Source organism: Acidimicrobiales bacterium (assembly GCA_035540975.1).
Lineage (GTDB): Bacteria > Actinomycetota > Acidimicrobiia > Acidimicrobiales.
This window is the reverse complement of sequence record DATLFN010000128.1, coordinates 1-19,509: the sequence shown is the minus strand read 5'-3', so window position 1 is coordinate 19,509 and position 19,509 is coordinate 1. Positions and strand designations below refer to the sequence as shown.

20 protein-coding genes are annotated in these 19,509 nt (G+C 74.1%); 19 read left to right on the top strand and 1 reads right to left on the bottom strand.

Going from position 1 to position 19,509, the window contains the following annotated elements:
* Nucleotides 1-182: 50S ribosomal protein L28 (gene rpmB / locus VM242_12895; protein HVM06060.1), on the bottom strand; the 182-nt coding region annotated here is incomplete at its 3' end.
* Nucleotides 183-209: 27 nt separating this feature from the next.
* On the opposite strand from rpmB, the gene VM242_12890 reads away from it, so the two are divergent.
* The 19 genes from VM242_12890 to VM242_12800 form a co-directional block, all read left to right on the top strand.
* The gene (locus VM242_12890) at nucleotides 210-1,862 is read left to right on the top strand and encodes a DAK2 domain-containing protein (GenBank protein HVM06059.1); all 1,653 of its coding nucleotides are present in this window, start codon (nucleotides 210-212) and stop codon (nucleotides 1,860-1,862) included.
* A complete protein-coding gene (recG, locus tag VM242_12885; GenBank protein HVM06058.1) occupies nucleotides 1,859-3,970 on the top strand; it encodes an ATP-dependent DNA helicase RecG in 2,112 nt (703 codons plus the stop codon). The genes VM242_12890 and recG overlap by 4 nt, the downstream gene beginning before the upstream one ends.
* 109 nt (nucleotides 3,971-4,079) lie before the next feature.
* A complete protein-coding gene (locus VM242_12880; protein HVM06057.1) occupies nucleotides 4,080-4,823 on the top strand; it encodes an amino acid ABC transporter ATP-binding protein in 744 nt (247 codons plus the stop codon).
* 34 nt (nucleotides 4,824-4,857) lie between these two features.
* The gene (locus tag VM242_12875) at nucleotides 4,858-5,862 is read left to right on the top strand and encodes a glutamate ABC transporter substrate-binding protein (protein HVM06056.1); all 1,005 of its coding nucleotides are present in this window, start codon (nucleotides 4,858-4,860) and stop codon (nucleotides 5,860-5,862) included.
* A 12-nt stretch (nucleotides 5,863-5,874) separates the two neighbouring features.
* Nucleotides 5,875-6,522 carry an amino acid ABC transporter permease gene (locus tag VM242_12870; GenBank protein HVM06055.1) on the top strand — a complete coding sequence of 216 codons (648 nt, stop codon included), beginning with the start codon at nucleotides 5,875-5,877 and terminating at the stop codon, nucleotides 6,520-6,522.
* Nucleotides 6,519-7,433: an amino acid ABC transporter permease gene (locus VM242_12865; GenBank protein ID HVM06054.1), complete on the top strand. Its 915-nt coding sequence runs from the start codon at nucleotides 6,519-6,521 to the stop codon at nucleotides 7,431-7,433. The genes VM242_12870 and VM242_12865 overlap by 4 nt, the downstream gene beginning before the upstream one ends.
* A 44-nt stretch (nucleotides 7,434-7,477) precedes the next feature.
* Nucleotides 7,478-8,020 (top strand): RsmD family RNA methyltransferase, encoded by a 543-nt coding sequence (locus VM242_12860; GenBank protein HVM06053.1) that lies wholly within the window; start codon nucleotides 7,478-7,480, stop codon nucleotides 8,018-8,020.
* Nucleotides 8,017-8,499: a pantetheine-phosphate adenylyltransferase gene (gene coaD, locus VM242_12855; protein HVM06052.1), complete on the top strand. Its 483-nt coding sequence runs from the start codon at nucleotides 8,017-8,019 to the stop codon at nucleotides 8,497-8,499. The genes VM242_12860 and coaD overlap by 4 nt, the downstream gene beginning before the upstream one ends.
* The gene (locus VM242_12850) at nucleotides 8,496-9,059 is read left to right on the top strand and encodes a hypothetical protein (protein ID HVM06051.1); all 564 of its coding nucleotides are present in this window, start codon (nucleotides 8,496-8,498) and stop codon (nucleotides 9,057-9,059) included. The genes coaD and VM242_12850 overlap by 4 nt, the downstream gene beginning before the upstream one ends.
* Nucleotides 9,060-9,112: 53 nt before the next feature.
* Complete coding sequence (locus tag VM242_12845) at nucleotides 9,113-9,619, top strand: DUF177 domain-containing protein (protein ID HVM06050.1); 507 nt, start codon at nucleotides 9,113-9,115, stop codon at nucleotides 9,617-9,619.
* 43 nt (nucleotides 9,620-9,662) lie between these two features.
* Complete coding sequence (rpmF, locus tag VM242_12840) at nucleotides 9,663-9,842, top strand: 50S ribosomal protein L32 (protein HVM06049.1); 180 nt, start codon at nucleotides 9,663-9,665, stop codon at nucleotides 9,840-9,842.
* 13 nt (nucleotides 9,843-9,855) lie between these two features.
* Nucleotides 9,856-10,842, top strand: a complete 987-nt coding sequence (gene plsX / locus VM242_12835) for a phosphate acyltransferase PlsX (GenBank protein ID HVM06048.1) — start codon at nucleotides 9,856-9,858, stop codon at nucleotides 10,840-10,842.
* A 90-nt stretch (nucleotides 10,843-10,932) separates the two neighbouring features.
* Nucleotides 10,933-11,229: a phosphopantetheine-binding protein gene (locus VM242_12830; protein ID HVM06047.1), complete on the top strand. Its 297-nt coding sequence runs from the start codon at nucleotides 10,933-10,935 to the stop codon at nucleotides 11,227-11,229.
* A gap of 20 nt (nucleotides 11,230-11,249) precedes the next feature.
* Complete coding sequence (rnc, locus tag VM242_12825) at nucleotides 11,250-11,981, top strand: ribonuclease III (protein HVM06046.1); 732 nt, start codon at nucleotides 11,250-11,252, stop codon at nucleotides 11,979-11,981.
* Entirely contained in the window at nucleotides 11,974-12,840 is an 867-nt protein-coding gene (gene mutM / locus VM242_12820; GenBank protein HVM06045.1) for a bifunctional DNA-formamidopyrimidine glycosylase/DNA-(apurinic or apyrimidinic site) lyase, read from the top strand. Before rnc ends, mutM begins: the two co-directional genes overlap by 8 nt.
* Before the next feature lie 372 nt (nucleotides 12,841-13,212).
* A complete protein-coding gene (locus tag VM242_12815) occupies nucleotides 13,213-13,869 on the top strand; it encodes a contact-dependent growth inhibition system immunity protein (GenBank protein ID HVM06044.1) in 657 nt (218 codons plus the stop codon).
* A 79-nt stretch (nucleotides 13,870-13,948) separates the two neighbouring features.
* Nucleotides 13,949-17,437: a chromosome segregation protein SMC gene (gene smc, locus VM242_12810; GenBank protein HVM06043.1), complete on the top strand. Its 3,489-nt coding sequence runs from the start codon at nucleotides 13,949-13,951 to the stop codon at nucleotides 17,435-17,437.
* An 83-nt stretch (nucleotides 17,438-17,520) separates the two neighbouring features.
* Nucleotides 17,521-18,672: a signal recognition particle-docking protein FtsY gene (gene ftsY, locus VM242_12805; protein HVM06042.1), complete on the top strand. Its 1,152-nt coding sequence runs from the start codon at nucleotides 17,521-17,523 to the stop codon at nucleotides 18,670-18,672.
* Between the two features lie 77 nt (nucleotides 18,673-18,749).
* The coding region (locus VM242_12800) for a hypothetical protein (protein HVM06041.1) at nucleotides 18,750-19,509 on the top strand (760 nt) is incomplete at its 3' end.

Sequence of the window (19,509 nt, the reverse complement as noted above, 5' to 3'; positions counted from 1 at the left end):
TTGGTGACCTTGCCGGCGCGGATGCACGAGGTGCACACGTGCATGCGCTTCACCGTGCCGCCCACGATGGCGCGGACCCGCTGGATGTTCGGGTTCCACCGCCGCTTGGTCCGCCGGTGCGAGTGGCTGATGCTCATGCCGAAGGATGGGTGCTTGCCACAAACGTCACAGACGGCTGCCATGGGGCGGAGATTACCATCGGCCCCGCGATGGCGATCCTCGAGCGGCTGGGCCCGGCAGACGTCAGTGCGGTGGTCACCGCCTTCCGAGACGCCCTGCGGGCTCACCAGGAGGTCGTGAACCGCCTGAACGTCTACCCCGTCCCCGACGGGGACACGGGCACGAACATGGCCCTCACCATGGAGTCGGTCGTGACCGAGGTGAACGGCACCGCCGACATGGCGGGCGTGTGCAAGGCCATCGCCCACGGGTCGCTCATGGGCGCCCGCGGGAACTCCGGCGTCATCCTGTGCCAGATCCTGCGGGGCCTGAGCGAGGTGTGGCGCCACTCGGAGTCCGTCGACGCCGCCCGGGCCGCAGAGGCGCTGCGAGCCGCCAGCGAGGCCGCCTACGGGGCGGTGATGAGGCCGGTGGAGGGCACCATCCTCACCGTCGCCGCCGCCTCGGCGAAGGGTGCCTGCGACGCCGCCGCCGCCGGCAAGGACCTGGCCGACGTGCTGCACGTCGCCCGGGCGTCGGCCGCCGAGGCCCTCGAGCGGACGCCCGAGCTGCTGGCCGTCCTGAAGGAGGCCGGCGTGGTGGACGCCGGTGGGGCCGGGTACCTGCTGTTCCTCGACGCCATGCTCCACGTGGTGACCGGCCAGCCTTTGCCCGAGGCACCCGACGTCCCGGCCGCCGCGACGGTGGCGAACGCGACGAGGTCGTCGCCCGCCGGCCACGGCGGCGCCGATGCCGGCATCGGCCCTCGCTACGAGGTGATGTACCTGCTCGAGGTCGACGACGCCTCGATCCCCGGCTTCAAGCGGGCCTGGAGCGACATCGGCGACTCGATCGTGGTGGTCGGCGGCGACGGCGTGTGGAACTGCCACATCCACGCCGACGACATCGGGGCCGCCATCGAGGCCGCCCTCGACGTGGGTGGGCGTCCGCGCCGCATCACCGTGACGGACCTGGAGTCCCAGGTCGAGGAGCAGGGCTGGGTGCGGGAAGGGGTCGCCGGGCCGGCGGGCACCGACGTCGCCGCGATGACGACCGCCGTGGTCGCCGTCGCCAGCGGCGCCGGCGTCGCCCGCATCCTCCGCTCGCTGGGTGCGGCGGCCGTCGTCGCCGGCGGCCAGTCGATGAACCCGTCGACGGCGGAGATCCTGGAGGCGGTCGAGGCGGTGCCGGCCGACGAGGTCGTCGTCCTGCCCAACAACTCGAACATCGTCCCCGTGGCCCGCCAGGTCGACGCCCTCACGGCCAAGAAGGTCCGTGTGGTGCCCACACGCGCGGTGGCCGAGGGCATGTCGGCGCTGCTGGCCTACGAGCCCGGCGCCGGAGCCGAGGCCAACGAGCGGGCCATGGGCGAGTCGGCCACCCGGGTCACCCCGGGCGAGGTCACGCGGGCGGTCCGAGCGTCGTCGTCGAGCGCCGGCCCCATCGCCGAGGGCGCCTGGCTCGGCCTGTCGGCGACGGGGATCGAAGTCGTGGCCGACACCGCCGTCGAGGCGGCGACCGGCCTGCTCGCCAAGCTGCTCGACGACGAGCACGAGCTGGTCACCATCCTGGAGGGCGAGGACGCCACCGCCGAGGACTCGCGCCGCATCCACGAGTGGCTCCAGCACAACTGCCCGGCCGTCGCCGCCGAGATCCACGACGGCGGCCAGCCCCTCTACCCCTACCTCTTCTCGATCGAGTGAGCCCCCGCCGGCTCGGCGCGCTGGCCGCCATCCCGGTGAGCGAGCTGCGGGGGGTGGGCCAGAAGCGGGCGGCGAGCCTGGCCGAGGTCGGCATCGAGTACGTGCTCGACCTCCTCATGCACTACCCGAGGCGCTACCTCGACCGGACCCAGCAGGCGTCCATCAGGGAGCTCGCCGTCGGCTCGGAGGCCATGGTGCTCGCCACCGTGAAGCGGGTCACCGGCCGGCGCACCCGCCAGGGGCGGTCGCTGGTGGAGGTCGACGTCTTCGACGGCAGCGGCTACCTGCACTGCGTGTTCTTCAACCAGCCGTGGCGGGCCCGCCAGCTGACGGCCGGCACCCAGGCGGTGTTCTTCGGGAAGCTGGAGGTCTTCAAGGGCCGCCGGCAGATGACCAGCCCGGTGGTCGACCTGGTGGGCGACCGCACCGGGCGGATCATCCCGATCTACCCGCAGTCGGAGAAGGCGGGGCTCAACACCTGGGAGCTGGCGGGGTGGATCGGCGAGGCGCTCGAGCGGGCCGGGCGGCTGGCCGACCCGCTCCCCGGGCGGTGGCGGGACGAGCTCGGCCTGGTCGACCGGACGTGGGCGTTCGGCCAGATCCACGACCCCGAGTCGATGGGCGCGGTCCAGGCGGCCCGCCGCCGGCTGGCCTTCGACGAGCTGTTCCGCCTCCAGATGACCCTCGTGCTGCGCAAGCGGGCGTTGGAGCGGGCGTCCAAGGGGATCCGCCACGACGTCTCCGGCGAGCTGGTGCGGCGCTTCCACCAGGCGCTCCCGTTCGACCTCACAGCCGCCCAGCGCCGGGCCTGGGAGGACATCGCCGCCGACCTGGCCGGGCCCCACCCCATGCACCGGCTCCTCCAGGGCGACGTGGGCGCCGGCAAGACGGTGATCGCGGTGAGCGCCCTGTTGACCGCCGTCCAGAGCGGCCACCAGGGGGCGTTCATGGCGCCCACCGAGGTGCTGGCCGAGCAGCACCACCTCGGGGTCCGCGCCCTGCTGGCCGGCCTGGAGGTGCCCGACCCCTCGACCCTGATGGGCAACCGCGCCCTGCGGGTGGAGCTGCTGACCAACCGCACCCCGGCGTCCCGGCGGGCCAAGCTGGCCGACGCCCTCCGCCTGGGCCAGGTCGACATCCTCATCGGCACCCATGCGCTGCTGACCGAGCACGTCGAGTTCGCTCGCCTCGGCGTGGTGGTGATCGACGAGCAGCACCGCTTCGGCGTCGAGCAGCGGGCCGCCCTGCGGGGGAAGGGGAGCGACCCCGACGTCCTCGTGATGACGGCGACGCCCATCCCCCGGACGGCCGCCATGCTCGTCTACGGCGACCTCGACCTCACCGTCCTGGACGAGCTCCCGCCCGGGCGGACACCGGTCACCACCGTGTGGGCGCGCGGCCCCCTGGAGGAGGCGGAGGCGTGGGGAAAGGTGCGTGACGAGGTGGCGGCCGGCCACCAGGCGTTCGTGGTGTGCCCGCTGGTCGACGAGTCGGAGCGGGTCCAGGCCCGGTCGGCCACCGAGGAGTACGAGCGGCTGCGGGCCGAGGTGCTCGACGGCCTGCGCCTCGGCCTGCTCCACGGGCAGATGCCGTCGTCGGACAAGGAGCAGGCCATGGACGCCTTCCGCCGGGGCGACGTCGACGTGCTGGTCGCCACCACCGTCGTCGAGGTGGGGGTGGACGTCCCGAACGCCACGGTCATGGTCATCGAGGACGCCGACCGCTTCGGCATGGCGCAGCTCCACCAGCTGCGCGGTCGCGTCGGCCGGGGTCGGGCCGCCTCGTGGTGCTACCTGCTGGGCGAGGCCCCGACGGCCGACGCCGAGGAGCGGCTGGCCGCCATGGTCCGGACCACGGACGGGTTCGAGCTGGCCGAGGTCGACCTCGACCTGCGGGGCGAGGGGACCATTCTCGGCACCCGCCAGAAGGGTCGCAGCGACCTGCGGCTGGCGTCGCTGCGCCGGGACAAGGACCTCGTGCGCGAGGCCCGCCGGGTGGCGTTCGCGGTCGCCGACGAGGACCCGCACCTCGACGCCAACGAGGTGCTGGCCGACGAGCTGCGGCTGCTCGTCGACGACGAGGAGGCCGACTTCCTCTTCAAGAGCTAGGGCCCGGATCTGGACGTACCGCCGTTCGGCGCCGGTTTCCGTCCAGAGAACCACCCGGGGGCCGCCCATGTCGTCGTTCGCGCCGCACCGGGCAGTACCCTCGCCGGAAGTGACCGGAACACCCCTGGTCGTCGTCGACAAGGTGAGCAAGTCGTTCGGAGACGTGACGGCGCTGCGCGACGTGAGCCTCACCGTCGACACGGGCGAGGTCGTCGTCGTCATCGGCCCGTCGGGCTCCGGCAAGTCCACCCTCTGCCGCTGCATCAACCGCCTGGAGCCGATCGACTCCGGGACGATCTCGATCGACGGCGTGCCGCTCCCCGAGGAGGGCAGGGCGCTGGCCCGCCTGCGCGCCGACGTCGGGATGGTGTTCCAGTCGTTCAACCTGTTCGCCCACAAGTCGGTGCTCCAGAACGTGACCCTCGGGCCGCGCAAGGTCCGCAAGCTCTCCAAGGCGGAGGCGCGCGAGCGGGGCATGGAGCTGCTCGAGCGGGTGGGCATCGCCGACAAGGCGAACCGGTTCCCCGCCGAGCTGTCGGGCGGCCAGCAGCAGCGGGCGGCCATCGCCCGGGCCCTGGCCATGGAGCCGAAGCTGATGCTCTTCGACGAGCCGACCTCGGCGCTCGACCCCGAGATGATCAAGGAGGTCCTGGACGTCATGGTCGAGCTGGCGTCGGAGGGGACGACCATGATCGTCGTCTCGCACGAGATGGGTTTCGCCCGCTCGGCGGCCCGGCGGGTGGTGTTCATGGACGAGGGCCGTGTGGTGGAGGTGGCGCCCCCCGAGCAGTTCTTCTCGGCGCCGACGTCGGACCGGGCCAGGGACTTCCTGTCGAAGATCCTGGCCCACTGAGAGAGAGGCAGACATGCGAGCCAAGGAGGAGCAGATGACGCGACGGAGATGGTTGTTGCCGCTCGTGCTGGCGATGGCCCTGGTGGCCACCGCCTGCGGCGACGACGACGACGACACCGCCACCACCGACACGACGGGCGGTGACACGACCACCACGGTGGCGGCCCCGACGTTCGAGGCGGGCACGACGATGGCGAAGATCCAGGAGAAGGGGAAGATCGTCGTCGGCACCAAGTTCAACCAGCTCGGGTCGGGCCAGAAGAACCCGACCACCGGCGAGCTCGAGGGCTTCGACATCGAGATCGCCAAGCTGATCGCCGTCGGGATCTTCGGGGGCGACGTCGAGGACATCGACGACAGGATCGAGTTCAAGGAGGCCATCTCGGGCGTGCGCGAGGCGGTCATCCAGGGCGGTGACGTCGACATCGTCATCGCCACCTACACGATCAACGACAACCGCAAGAAGCAGGTGGACTTCGCCGGCCCCTACGTCATCGACGGCCAGACCGTCATGGTGAGGTCGGACAACACCACGATCAAGGCGCTGGCCGACCTCAACGGCAAGAAGGTGTGCAGCGGTCGCGGCTCGACCACGCCCGACAACCTCACCAAGAAGCAGATCACCCCGTCGGAGCTGGTGCTGCGGGAGACGTACCCGGAGTGCGCCGACGAGCTGCGCCAGGGCCGGGTCGAGGCCGTCGTCACCGACCGGGGCATCCTCCTCGGCCTGGTGGAGGCCAGCAACGGTGGGTTCAAGCTGCTGGACATCGACGTCAGCGAGGAGCCGCTGGGCATCGGCCTGAAGAAGGGCGACGACGCCTTCCGCGAGTTCCTCAACACCCGGCTGGAGGAGATCTACGAGAGCGGGGAGTGGGCCGAGGCCTACGAGGCGACGCTCGGCGAGCTGGGCCTGACGACGCCCGACCCGCCGCCCGTCGACCGCTACCCCAGCACCGGGACGGCCACCACACTGGCGACCACGACGTCCACGGCCGCCACGACGACCACCACAGCGGCAAGAACCACGTCCACGAGCTGAGCGGCACGGGTCGTGGACGTCGTACTCGACAACCGCGACCTCTTCCTGTCCGGCATGCGCACCACGGTGTCGCTGACGCTGCTGTCCTTCGCGATCGCACTCGTCATCGGCACCGTGGTGGCCGGCTTCCGGGTCAGCCCGGTGCCGCCCCTTCGGGCGGTGGGGGCGTTCTACGTGGCGACGGTGCGCAACACCCCCCTCGCCGTGCTGATGATCCTGTTCTTCTCGGGGTTCCCCGACGCCGGGATCATCGTCGACTCCCGCTACGTCTCGGCGATCATCGTGCTGTCGGCCTACACGGGCGCCTTCGTCGGCGAGACGGTGCGGGCCGGCGTCAACGCCGTCTCGCGCGGGCAGGGCGAGGCCGCCCGGGCGATCGGCCTCACCTTCCCCCAGGTCCTGACCCTCGTCGTGCTGCCCCAGGCCGTGCGCACCGTGGTGGCGCCGCTCGGGAGCATCTTCATCGCCCTCATCAAGAACTCCTCGCTCGCCGCCCTCATCTCGGTCGCCGAGCTGGCGGGCAACGCCGAGCAGCTCATCACGAGCGAGGCCCAGCCCATCCCCATCTTCCTGGGCGCCGCCGTGTGCTACCTGGCCCTCACCATCCCGTCGGGGTTCGCCGTCGCCTGGCTCGAGCGCAAGGTGGCGATCAAACGATGATCGGCGCCGCCTCGGCCCCGGCGTTCGCCGACGAGCTGGGCCCCCGGGCCCGGCGGCGGGTGCTCGTCGCGTCCATCGTGGCGGGGGCCGCGGTGGTCGGGTTCCTCGTGCTCGCCGTGCGGCGTCTCGACCACAACGGCCAGCTGGAGGCCGACAAGTGGCGGCAGTTCACCGAGTGGCCGGTCATCCGCTTCTTCCTCGGCGGCCTGGCGAACACGGCGAAGGCGGCGGCCGCCGCCATGGTGCTCGCCATCGCCGTGGGCGGCGTGCTGGCCCTGGCCCGCCTGGCGCGGCGGCGGCCCCTGCGCTGGCTGGGCACGCTCTACGTCGAGTTCTTCCGCGGCCTGCCCCTCTACCTGCTGATCCTGTTCTGCGGGTTCGGGCTGCCCCGCCTCGACGTCCCCTGGCTGGACTTCGAGCCGTTCGGGGCGCTGGTCCTGGCCCTGACGATCTACAACAGCTCGATCCTGGCCGAGATCTTCCGGGCCGGCATCTTGTCCCTCGACCGCGGCCAGGGCGAGGCGGCGTCGGCCGTCGGCCTCGGCTACTGGCAGTCGATGGCCTACGTGGTGGTGCCCCAGGCGGTACGCCGGATGGTCCCGGCCATCGTCAGCCAGCTCGTCACCCTGCTCAAGGACACGTCGCTCGGGTCGCTCATCTTCTACGAGGAGCTGCTGCGCCGGGCCCGCATAAACGCCGATTTCACCCAGCACACCCTGCCGTCGCTGGTGGTCGTCACCGGCGGCTACATCGTCATCAACTTCTTCCTCAGCTGGGTGGCGACCCGCCTGGAGGCCCGGCAGCGCCGGCGCTACGGCGCCGGGCGCATCGACGTGACCGGGGTGGAGGACCTGGCCGTGAACACGGCCAGGGCGGGCGCCGGCACGGACAGGTCGGCCACCGGCATCTGACCGGGGGCCGAACGGGTGGGGGAGCCGGTCGGTAGCCTCGCCCCATGCGAGTCGTGGCCGGGTCGGCCAAGGGGCGCCGGCTCCAGGCGCCGGACGGCACGGGCGTGCGCCCCACCGGTGACCGGGTCCGGGAGGCCATCTTCGACATGCTCGGGTCCCTCGACGCCGTCGAGGGCCGGTCGGTGGCCGACCTGTTCGCCGGCACCGGGGCGCTCGGCATCGAGGCCCTCTCCCGGGGCGCCGCCGCCGCGACCTTCGTGGACGACGACGGCTCGGTGCTCGCCTTCATCCGCACCAACCTGGTCATCACCGGGCTCTACGCCCGGGCCACGGTGGTCAAGGGCGACGTTCTCGACTGGGTCGCCACGGCGCCGCGGGTGGACGTCGCCCTGGTCGACCCGCCCTACGCGTTCGAGGGGTGGCGGCCGCTGATGGACCGCCTGTCGGCCGGGCTGGCCGTCCTGGAGAGCGACCGCGAGCCCGAACTCGGGCCGGCGTGGGAAGTTCGGAAGGTCAAGCACTACGGCGGTACGGTGGTCACCCTCGCCGCCCCCACGGCGACCACCGACGAGAAAGGCAGCACGTGAGGACCGCCCTCTTCCCGGGCTCCTTCGACCCCCTCCACAACGGCCACCTGGAGATCATCGAGACGGCGGCCCGCCTGTTCGACGAGCTCATCGTCGCCGCCCTCCGGAACCCCCAGAAGGGGGAGCCGCTGTTCTCGCTGGAGCAGCGCCGGGACATGATCGCCGAGTCGGTCGAGCACCTCCCCAACGTGCGGGTCGAGTTCTTCGGCTCGTTGGTGGTCGACCTGGCCCGCGAGGTGGGCGCCGACGTGATTGTGAAGGGCCTGCGGGTCGTGTCCGACTTCGAGCACGAGCTCCAGATGGCCCAGATGAACGAGGCCATCTCGGAGCTGGTCACCGTGTTCATCCCGTGCGCCACCAGCTCGTCGTTCATCGCCTCGTCGCTCCTGCGGGAGATCGCCCGGCTCGGGGGTGCCCACCGGGTCACGGCCATGGTCCCCCCGCCCGTCGCCAAGCAGATGGTGGAGCGGTACGGATGAGCCAGCCCGGCGACCCGGTGGTGGACAGCGAGACGCTGCTCCGGCGCGTCATCGAGATCGTCAACAACGCCAAGCCGATGCCCCTGTCCACCACCGTGCGGGTGGAGAAGGACGAGGTCCTCGAGCTGCTGGAGGACGCGCTTGGCCGGCTGCCCGACGAGCTCAAGCGGGCCCGGTGGATGCTCAAGGAGCGCGACGAGTTCCTGGCCAAGATGCAGCGCGACGCCGACGAGATCCTGGAGGCGGCCCGGGTGCGGGCCGAGCGCATGGTGCAGCGGACCGACATCGTGCGGGCGGCCAACCAGCTGGCCCGCAAGACGGTCGAGGAGGCCCGCGACGACGCCCGTCGCCTGCGCAACGAGGCCGACGACTACTGCGACCAGAAGCTGGCCGCCTTCGAGATCGTGCTGGAGCGCACGACGAAGACCGTCCAGGCGGGCCGGGAGAAGCTGCGGGTGGCGTCGCCGCAGCGGGAGGACGAGCTCGGCTTCGGGCCCGACGGCGGGTCCCTCGGTGCCTCCGAGGGCATGGACGACGCCTTCTTCGACCAGGACGAGTAGCGGAGGGTCCCGCGCCGGCGCCGTTCCCGCGCCGGCATCCCTAGACTCCGGGCATGGCCGGCCGTCCGTTCGTCGTGAACGTGGGCGGGCTCCGGCGCGTCCCCGGCGAGCGCCGGCGCGAGGTCCGCAGCGCACCGCTGGGCGGATTGGAGGTCACCGCCAGCTCCGTCCCGGTCGACGCCGAGGTCACCGTGGACGTGATGCTCGACTCGGTCCCCGGCGGGGTCGTGGCGACCGGGACCGTCTCGGCGCCCTGGCGCGGCGAGTGCCGCCGCTGCCTGGGCGACGCCACGGGCGTCATCTCGGTGGACGTCCGCGAGGTGTTCGAGGACGACTGGGACCCCGAGCAGACGTACCAGCTGCGGGGGGACCAGCTCGACCTGGAGCCGCTGGCGCGGGACACTGTCCTCCTGGAGCTGCCGCTGGCGCCCCTGTGCCGGGAGGACTGCGCCGGCATCTGCCCGACGTGCGGAGCCGACCGGAACGTGGCACCGTGCGGCTGCGCGGGCGCCGCCACCGACCCCCGCTGGGCGGCGCTCGACGCCCTCGGCGACCGCTAGACCGACAACCCACGCCACCGAGCGAGATCGAGAGAAGCGCGACATGGCCGTCCCCAAGAAGAAGACGTCGAAGGCCAAGAGCCGCAGCCGGCGGGCCAGCAACTGGACCCTCGGCCAGCCGCCCCGCAGCACGTGCCCGCAGTGCCGCCGGGCCAAGCTTCCTCACGTCGTGTGCCCGAACTGCGGGTGGTACGGGGGACGTCAGGCCGTCGACGTCGGCTAGCCAGGACGGCGTCATGCTCCCGATCGCGGTCGACGCCATGGGGACCGACCGCGGCCCCGCCGAGGTCGTCGCCGGGGCCCGCCGGGCGTCCGAGCAGCTCGGTGTCCCCGTCCTGCTGGTGGGCCGGCCCGATGCCCTGGGGGACACCGGCGGCCTCGAGGTCGTCCCCGCCAGCGAGATCATCACCATGGAGGACGACGTCGCCGCCGGCGTCCGCCGCAAGAAGGACGCATCCGTCGTGCGGGCCGCCGAGGCGGTGCGCGACGGCCGGGCCAGCGCCATGGTGAGCGCCGGCAACACGGGCGCCGCCATGGGGAGCGCCCTGCTCCGCATGGGCCGGCTGCCCGGCGTCGTCCGCCCCGCCATCGCCACGCCCCTCCCCGTGCCGGGATCCACGCCCACCGTGCTGCTCGACGCCGGCGCCAACGCCGAGGTGCAGCCGGAGTGGCTCGTCCAGTTCGCCCAGATGGGCGCCGCCTTCGCCACCGCCCGCTACGGCATCGAGTCGCCCCGGGTCGGGCTGCTCTCCATCGGCGAGGAGGCCACCAAGGGCACGAGCGTGGTGAAGGAGGCCCACGCCGCCCTCCGCGCCGCCGAGGTGTGGGCGGGCTCGGGCGGCCGGTTCATCGGCAACGTCGAGGGCCGCGACCTGCTCACCGACCGGGTGGACGTGGTCGTCACCGACGGCTTCACCGGCAACGTGGTCCTGAAGACCCTCGAGGGCGCCATGAAGTTCATGCGCCGCGCCGTGTTCGGGGTGCTCACGTCGACGCCCGAGGCCGTCAAGGCGTCCGAGGTCCTGGTCCCGCTGCTGATGCCGCTGGTCAAGGAGATGGACCCCGACTCCTACGGGGGCGCCCTCCTCCTCGGCGTGGACGGGGTGTGCATCATCAGCCACGGGTCGTCGTCGGCCGACGCCGTGGTCAACGCCGTCGGGGTGGCGCGCGACATGGTCGAGGGCGGCCTCGTCGACCGCCTCCGCCAGGCGATCAAGGGTTAGACGCCCCTCCGCTGGCTCCCTCGGGCTTCCCGCGGGGTCCGCGCCGCACGAAGTACCATCCCGCCGTCGTCGCCTTTCCAGGAGCGCTCAATGCCCGCCGAGACCCACGTCGAACGAGGCCCCATGGACCGCCAGGCGGTCTTCGAGCTGATCCGGGACCGCCTGGCCGACATCCTCGAGATCGAGCCGTCGGCCATCGCCGAGGGGGCCTCGTTCAGCGAGGACCTGTCGGCCGACTCCCTGGCCCTGATCGAGCTGGTGGAGGCCCTCGAGGAGGAGCTGGGCGAGCGCACGGTGGGGTTCCGGATCGACGACGAGGACCTGGAGGACCTGCGGACGGTGCGCGACGCCGTGGACTACGTGGTCGCCAAGCTGGAATCGTCCTGACCCTGGCGCCGAGTTCTCCCGTGGAGGCTCTGGGCGACCGGTTGGGCTGGGGGTTCTCCGACCTCGCCATGCTCGGGCGCGCCATGGCCCACCGCTCGTGGTGCGCCGAGGTGGCCGGCCAGGAGTCCAACGAGCGCCTGGAGTTCCTGGGCGACGCCGTGCTCGGGCTCGTGGTCACCGACCACATCTTCCGCACCTATCCCGACCTGCCGGAGGGTGAGCTGGCCAAGGTCCGGGCCTCGGTCGTGAACTCCGCCCTCCTGGCCGAGGTGGCGGCCGAGCTCGGCATCGGCGACTTCCTGTTGCTGGGCAAGGGCGAGGACGCGTCGGGCGGGCGGGAGAAGCCGTCGATCCTGGCCGACGCCATGGAGGCGGTCATCGGCGCCGTCTACCTCGACGGGGGCTGGGACGCGGCGGCCGCCCTGGTGCTCTCCCTGCTCGGCGAGCGGGTCGCCGACGCGGCCGCCGGCCCCGGCGGGCACGACTACAAGACCCGTCTCCAGGAGCTGGCCGCCCGCACCTTCGACCAGCTGCCGCGCTACGTCGTGTCCGACGACGGGCCCGACCACGCCAAGCGCTTCTACGCCACCGTCCTGCTGGCGGGACAGGAGCGGGGGCGGGGCGAGGGCCGGTCGAAGAAGCAGGCCGAGCAGGCGGCCGCCCGGGCGGCGTGGTCCGACCTGGCCGTCTCGGCACCTGCGCCGCCCGCTCCGCCCGCCCCGAGCTCCTCGAACGGGGACGCCGATGCCTGAGATGCCCGAGGTCGAGACCCTCCGACGTGACCTGGAGAAGGAGGTCGTCGGCAAGAAGATCAAGGCGGTCGAGGTGACGGGCGCCCGCGCCGTGCGCCGTCACAAGGACCCCAGCGAGGTGGGCGCACGGCTCGAGGGCCGCAAGATCACCGGGGTCACCCGCAAGGGCAAGTACCTGCTGGTGAGCCTCGACCCCGCCCCGGGGCCGTCCGGCGAGAAGCACACCGACGTGCTGGTCGTGCACCTCGGGATGAGCGGGCAGCTCCTGCGGGCCAGGTCGGCCAAGGAGCCGCTGGCCAAGCACACCCACGTCGTGATCACGTTCAGCCAGGGCGGCCAGCTTCGCTTCGTGGACCCCCGCACGTTCGGCGAGATGTTCGTCACCGCCGAGGACGAGGTCGAGAAGGCGGTGCCCGAGCTGGCCCACCTGGGCTTCGACCCGCTCGAGCAGGTCATGAGCTGGAACCGCTTCGGCGAGATGCTCCGGGTGCGGCACGCCAAGCTGAAGCCGCTCCTGATGGACCAGCAGTTCATGGCCGGCATCGGCAACATCTACGCCGACGAGATCCTGTGGGCCGCCGGCCTGCGCTACGACCGCCCCTCCGACTCGCTGTCGTCGCAGGAGGTGCGCCGGCTGTACCGCAGCCTGGTGGAGACCCTCCAGGACGCCATCAAGCACCGGGGGTCGTCGCTGGCCGACGAGCAGTACCGCGACCTGTTCGGCGAGGTGGGCGACTTCCAGAGCCAGCACAAGGTCTACGACCGCGAGGGCCAGCCGTGCCGGCGCTGCCGGAACCCCATCGTCCGGGTCAAGTCGCAGGGGCGGTCGACGTTCCTCTGCGAGCAGTGCCAGGTCTGATTCGCCGTCGCAACCGGAGGTTGCTCGGCGAGCTTTGATGGGGCTGCGGCGGTCCGGCGGAGCCGGACCGCCGCAGCTCTGTCTTTTCTCGGCGCCGGCGGCGCCGGCGCCCCCGGCCGGCAGCCGGGTGCGGCCGCCTCTGGCGGCTTCCGGCGGCCGCCGGCCGTTGCCTCGCCCCACCGCCGGAGCGCCCCGCCGGCGGCGGGCGGCCCGCCGCCCCGCCTCGGTCGTCGGCCCGGCGTTCCGGCGGCAGAAAGGGGGGCTATTCGCCCCTTCTTGCCGCCAGGACCAGGGGCGGTGCCCGGGCGTGACGGGGCCGTTGTGCGTGTTACTGGCGGGACTGGTGGGGTTCGTGGTTGATTGGTGCGACTCATGAGCGCCTTCTTCCGCAGCTGCTTCAACCCCGCCCGGCTCTCGGGTGGCATCTGCCTGGCCGACCTGGTCCGGAGCTGGGCCCGTCACCGTCCGCCCGTGGAGGTGGATCGGGCGGTCGACCAGATCGGCGCGCTGCTGCGGGCGGACGTGAGCGAGGACGCCCTGCGGGTGTGGGTGCTCGGCACCCTCGGGTGCGGGTTCGACCCCGGGCTGCACGGGATGCCGATGGCGGCCTGGCTGGGGCTGGTGCGGGACGTGCTGGCGGGCCGGGGCGACGCCGCCCTCCCCCAGGAGGCGTGGCTGGCGCTGCGCCCGTGGCCGGCACCCGACCTCGACGACCTGGGAGCCCTGCGCCACCTGGTGCGGGCGTACTTCAACCGGGACTGGAGGTCGCTCGCCCGGACCTCCGAGGCGGTGGTCGAGCGCTTCGTGGACGCCGAGGGGCCGGCCCGCACGGGCGAGCTGGTGGACGACATCGACGCCCTGCTCGCCCTCGGCCTGGGCGAGGAGCGGCTGCGGATCGTCGTGCTGGGGCGCCTGGGGTCGGCCTACGACCCCCGCCCCGACCTGCCCGGCGGCAAGACGATGGGCGAATGGCTGCGGGCGGTCCGCGGCATCGCCGTCTCCTCCGCCGTCAGCCGCCTCCCCGGCTGACCAGCGCGATCCGGCCGGCCCCGCCGACCGCACGTTCGCATCCGCGGTCCCGCCCGGGCCCGCCGCTACCCTCGCTCCGGTGTTCTTGAAGTCGTTGACCCTGAAGGGCTTCAAGTCCTTCGCCGAGGCCACCACCCTGGAGCTCCAGCCCGGCGTCACCGTCGTCGTCGGCCCCAACGGCAGCGGCAAGTCGAACATCGTCGACGCGGTGGCGTGGGTGCTGGGCGCCCAGGGGCCTCGCACGGTCCGGTCCTCGAAGATGGAGGACGTCATCTTCGCCGGATCGGCCACCAAGCCGGCCCTGGGCCGGGCCGAGGTCACCCTCACCATCGACAACTCGGCCGGCCTCCTGCCCGTCGACTTCACCGAGCTCACCATCACCCGCACCCTGTTCCGGTCGGGTGACAGCGAGTACGCCATCAACGGAGTGCCGTGTCGCCTGCTGGACGTCCAGGAGCTGCTGTCCGACACCGGCGTGGGGCGCCAGCAGCACGTGATCGTCTCCCAGGGCCAGCTGGCGGCGGTGCTGGACGCCAAGCCCGAGGACCGCCGGGGCGTCATCGAGGAGGCGGCCGGCGTCCTCAAGTACCGGCGCCGGCGGGAGAAGGCGGAGCGGCGCCTGGAGGGGACGGAGGCCAACCTCGTCCGCCTCCAGGACCTGCTCCGCGAGGTGCGCCGCCAGCGCCGGCCGCTCGAGCGCCAGGCCGACGCCGCCCGCCGCCGGGGCGCCATGGAGGAGGAGCTGCGCGCCCTGCGCCTGCACCTGGCTGGCCGCGAGCTGGTGCGGCTAACCGAACGTCACCGCGGGGCGGTCGCCCGTCGCGACGAGCTGGCCCGGGTGGAGGACAAGCTGCGGCAGTACCTGGCCGGGCTCCACGGCGAGGTGGCCGCCCAGGAGCACGAGGTGGCCGAGCGGGGCGGCGGGGACGACGCCGACGCCCTGCTGCGCTTCGAGGGCCTGCGGGAGCGGGCCCGGGGCGTGGCCGCCGTCCTCGCCGAGCGGCGCCGGTCGGTCGAGCGGGAGCTCCAGTCGAGCGTGGACGCCGACGTGGTGGCGTCGCTCGAGGCGGAGGCGGCGGGCCTCGCCTCGGCGCGGGCGGCGGTGGACGCGGAGGCGTCGGCCCTGTCGCCTCAGCTGGACGACCTGGGCCGGCGCGAGGCGGAGGTGGCCGGCGAGCGCGCCGCGTTCGAGCGGGAGTGGGGCGAGGCGGGCCGTCCCCCGGCGGCCCGGGCGGCCGAGCACCGCGGCGAGCTGGCCGCCCTGCGCCGGGCCGCCGACTCCGCCCGGGCGGAGCAGGCCCGGCTGGTGACGCGCCTGGCCGCGGCGGGGGAGCGGGCCGCCGGGCTGGCCGCCGAGACCACCGCCCTGGAGTCCGAGCTGGACGCGCTGACCCGGACGGGCCAGGAGCTGGCGCCCGCCCTGGACGCCGCCCGGGCGGGGCGGGCGGCCGCCGAGTCGGCCCTGGCCGACGCCGAGGCCGCCCTCCGCCGGGCCGAGCAGGCCCGCCACACGTGGGCGGCGCGGGCCGAGGCCCTCGCCTCGGCGCTGGACGCGGCGCGGGCCCGGGCCGGCGCCGAGCGGCTGGCCGGCGTCGAGGGCGTCGTCGGGACCCTGGTGGAGCTGGTCGAGGTCGAGGACGGTTGGGAGAGCGCCTTCGAGGCCGCCGTGGGGGAGGCGGTCGCCGCCATCGTGGTGGACGGCGTGGGCGCCGCCCGCTCGGCCCTCAGCGCCCTCCACGCGGGCGACGCCGCAGCGGTCGGCGCCGCCGTCGTCGCCCTCGGCGGGCTGGGCACGCCGGCCAGCGCCGACCTCTACGCGGCAGCGGCCGGCGAGCCGGTGCGGGCCCACGTGCGGTCCCGCCACCCGGGCATGGACCGGCTGCTGGATACCCTCCTCGGCTCCGCCGTCGCCGTGGAGGGCGGCTGGGAGCGGGCCCTGGACGTCGCCCTGTCGGCGCCGGCGCTGGTCGTGGTCACCCGCCAGGGCGACCGCTTCGCCGCCGGCGGGTGGCGGGTGGGGTGCTCGGGCACCGTCGCCACCCGGGCCGCCTCGGCCGAGGCGGAGACCCGGGCGGCGGAGGCCGCCGCCGGCGCCGCGGCCGCCGCCGACGCCGTGGGCCCGGCTCGCGCCGCGCTGTCCGCGGCGCGCGCCGCCGAGGCCGACCTGGTCCGCCGGGTGGACGCCAACACCTCGCGGGTCGCGTCCGCCACCTCCGCCCTCGCCCGCCGCCGCTCCGACGCGGCCGACGCCGAGGCCGAGCGGGACAACGTGGCCGAGCACCTGGCCGAGCTGGCCGGTCGCCTGGAGGCGGTCGAGGCCCGGGTGACCGAGCTGGAAGCGCTGCTGCCCGCGCTCGAGGCGGAGGAGTCGGCCGTCACCGAGCGGGCCGCCGCCGCCCGCCTGGCCCGGGACCGCCTGGACGAGAAGGCGGCCGCACTGGTCGCCGTGCGCACCGACCTGGAGGTCCGGGCGGGGGCCCTGGAGGAGCGGCGCACGCTCCTCGTGGCCCGGCGGGCCGAGGTGGACGACCGCCTCCGCCGCAGCGGCGGCAGCCCGGCGGCGGCCGCCGCCCGGCGCGCCGCCCTCGAGCGCCGGGCCACGGCCGTAAGCCGGCTGGCGGGCGTGGTCGCCGGCCAGCTGTCGGTGGTGGAGGCCGCCCTCGGGCGCCTGCACGAGGAGCGCCGCCGCCGGCGCCACGCCCTGGGCGAGGCCACCGCCCGCCTCGACCGCCTCCGCCGGGAGCGGGCGGCGGCCGAGGGGCGCCTGGCGGAGACGGGCGATGCCGCCCGCCGGGCCGAGCTGGAGGCGGCCGAGCTGGCCGTGCGGCTGGAGGGGGCCACCGAGGCCGTCCGCCGCGACCTCGACGTCGCCCCCGAGCAGGCCGTCGCCACGCCCTGCCCGCCCCTCCCGGAGGGCGTCGGCGCCGCCGAGCGGGCCGCCGGCCTGGACCGGGAGCTCAAGGCCATGGGGCCGGTCAACCCCCTCGCCCTCGAGGAGCTCTCCGAGCTGGACGAGCGCCAGCGCTTCGTGGAGGAGCAGCTGGAGGACGTCCGGGCCGGGCGTCGCGAGCTGTCCAAGGTCATCGCGGCGGTGGACGCCGAGATCGGCGCCTCGTTCGCCGCCGCCTTCGCCGACGTGGCCGGCGCCTTCTCGTCCCTGGTCGAGACGCTGTTCCCCGGAGGGAGCGGGCGGCTGCGCCTCACCGAGCCCGACAACCTGCTCGACACCGGCATCGAGATCGAGGCGCGGCCGTCGGGCAAGAGCGTCCGGAAGCTGTCCCTGCTGTCGGGTGGCGAGCGCTCGCTCGTCGCCCTGGCGTTCCTGTTCGCCGTGTTCCGCAGCCGCCCGTCGCCCTTCTACCTGCTGGACGAGGTCGAGGCCGCCCTCGACGACGTCAACCTGCACCGGTTCATCGGGCTGGTGGACGAGTTCCGCGAGGAGGCCCAGCTCCTGGTCGTCACCCACCAGAAGCGCACCATGGAGGCGGCCGACTGCCTGTACGGCGTCTCCATGGCGCCCGGCGGCTCCTCCCGGGTCCTGAGCGAGCGCGTCCGCGCCTCCACCTGAGGCTCTGGCACCGGGAATCGACACCCGGGTGCCGATTTCCGGTGCCAGAACGGCGGCCGGGAGGGCGGTCGTAGGCTCCGGCCATGGAGATCGTCCTCATCCTGCTCGTGGTGCTGGCCCTGGTGGGGTCGGTGGCGGGCGTCACCGTGTCCAGGCGCCGGCGGGGCGGCGTCGAGCTCGAGCCGCCGCCGGCGGGCAGGGCGCCGGCGCCGACGCACCCGAAGGAGGCGCCCCGGCCGACGGTCGAGGCACCGACGAAGGAGGACGTCGAGGCCCCACCGGCGCCGGTCGACGTCGAGGAGGCGCCGCCCGAGCCCGTGCCCCTCGTCCTCCCACCCAGACCACGCTTCCGGGACCGGCTCACCAAGGCCCGGGGGCTGCTGTCGGGCTACTGGGCGTCGGTGCTGTCCCGGTCGCAGATCGACGCCGACACGTGGGACGAGCTCGAGGAGGCCCTCATCCGGGCCGACGTGGGCGTCGGCCTCACCGGCTCGCTGCTCGACGAGGTGCGGACACGGGTCAAGGCGGAGTCGATCACCACCTCGGAGGCGCTGCTGGAGGCGCTGAAGGACGACCTGGTCCAGCACCTGGCCGAGGGCGACCGGGCGCTGCGCATCGACGAGGGCTCCCCCTCGGTGTGGCTGTTCGTGGGCGTCAACGGCGTGGGCAAGACCACCACCATCGGCAAGCTGGGCCTGCGGGAGGCGGCGGCCGGCCGCAAGGTCGTCATGGCGGCGGGCGACACCTTCCGGGCAGCGGCGGCCGAGCAGCTGGGCCTGTGGGCCGAGCGGGTCGGCGCCGACCTGGTCCGGGGTGCCGAGGGCGGCGACCCCGGGTCGGTGGTGTTCGACGCCGTCGAGCGGGCGGCCGCACGAGGCGCCGACCTGGTGCTGGCCGACACCGCCGGGCGGCTCCACACCAAAGTCAACCTCATGGAGGAGCTGAAGAAGGTCCGCCGGGTGGCGGAGAGGCCTCCGGGCCGGCTCACCGAGGTCCTGCTGGTCATCGACGCCACCACCGGCCAGAACGGCCTCGTCCAGGCCCGCCAGTTCGCCGAGGCGGTGGACGTCACCGGCGTCGTGCTCACCAAGCTGGACGGGACGGCCAAGGGCGGCATCGCCCTCGCCATCGCGTGCGAGATGGGGCTCCCGATCAAGCTGGTGGGGCTGGGCGAGCAGCCCGAGGACCTGGTCGAGTTCGATCCCCGCGAGTTCGTCGACGCCTTGTTCGGGTGATTCGTCCTCCCGCGGAACCGGACCGGCACCCGAGGCGTCCAACCGGCATGCGCTCCCGTGTCGGCACCCTCACGACCGTGACCCTCTTCGCCGTGGCCGTCGCCCTGGTGGCGTTCGTCGCCGGGAACGGGGACGGCGCCGGGCTCGTCAAGCTCCCGGTGGCTTCCGTCGGCGGCGAGTCCTCCGCCGCCGCCGCCGACCGCAGCGCCCTGTACGCCCCCGCCCACGGCGGGGTGGAGTACCGGCTGGCGGGCGACCTGCCCGCCCTGCCCTCCGAGGCGGCCGCCTACCGGCTGGGGGCGACGGCCTCCCCCGAGGACGTCGCCCGGCTGGCCGGGGCCCTCGGCCTCGACGGCGACGTCCGCGACGTGGACGGCGCCTGGGCCGTGCGCGACGGCGACCGCGAGCTGCGGGTCGAGCGGTACCCCGGGCTCCCCTGGTACCTGGGCACCACCTGCGAGCCCGTCGCCGGCCCCGAGGCGCGGGCCGGCTCGGGGACCGTCGTGACGCCCACCGGCTGCGAGGTGGCGGTGTCCACGGGTGTCACGGTGGTCGAGGAGGGCGCCGTGCACGGGTGCGAGGGTGGCCCCGAGGGGTGCCCGACGCCCGCCACCGCCGCGCCGAGCGCCGCCCCGGCCGCTCCGGCGGTCGCCCCGGTGCCCGCTCCCGTCCCCACCTCGGCGCCGTGCCCGCCGGGGGCCGACTGCGCCGGCGTGTCGACGGCCGCCGCGTCCGCCTCGCCGACCACGAGCGTGGCGCCCTGCCTGCCCGGCACCCGCTGCGCCGTCGGCCCCGCCGCGCCGGTGACGGCCGCCCCCTGTGAGGGCTGGTGCCCGG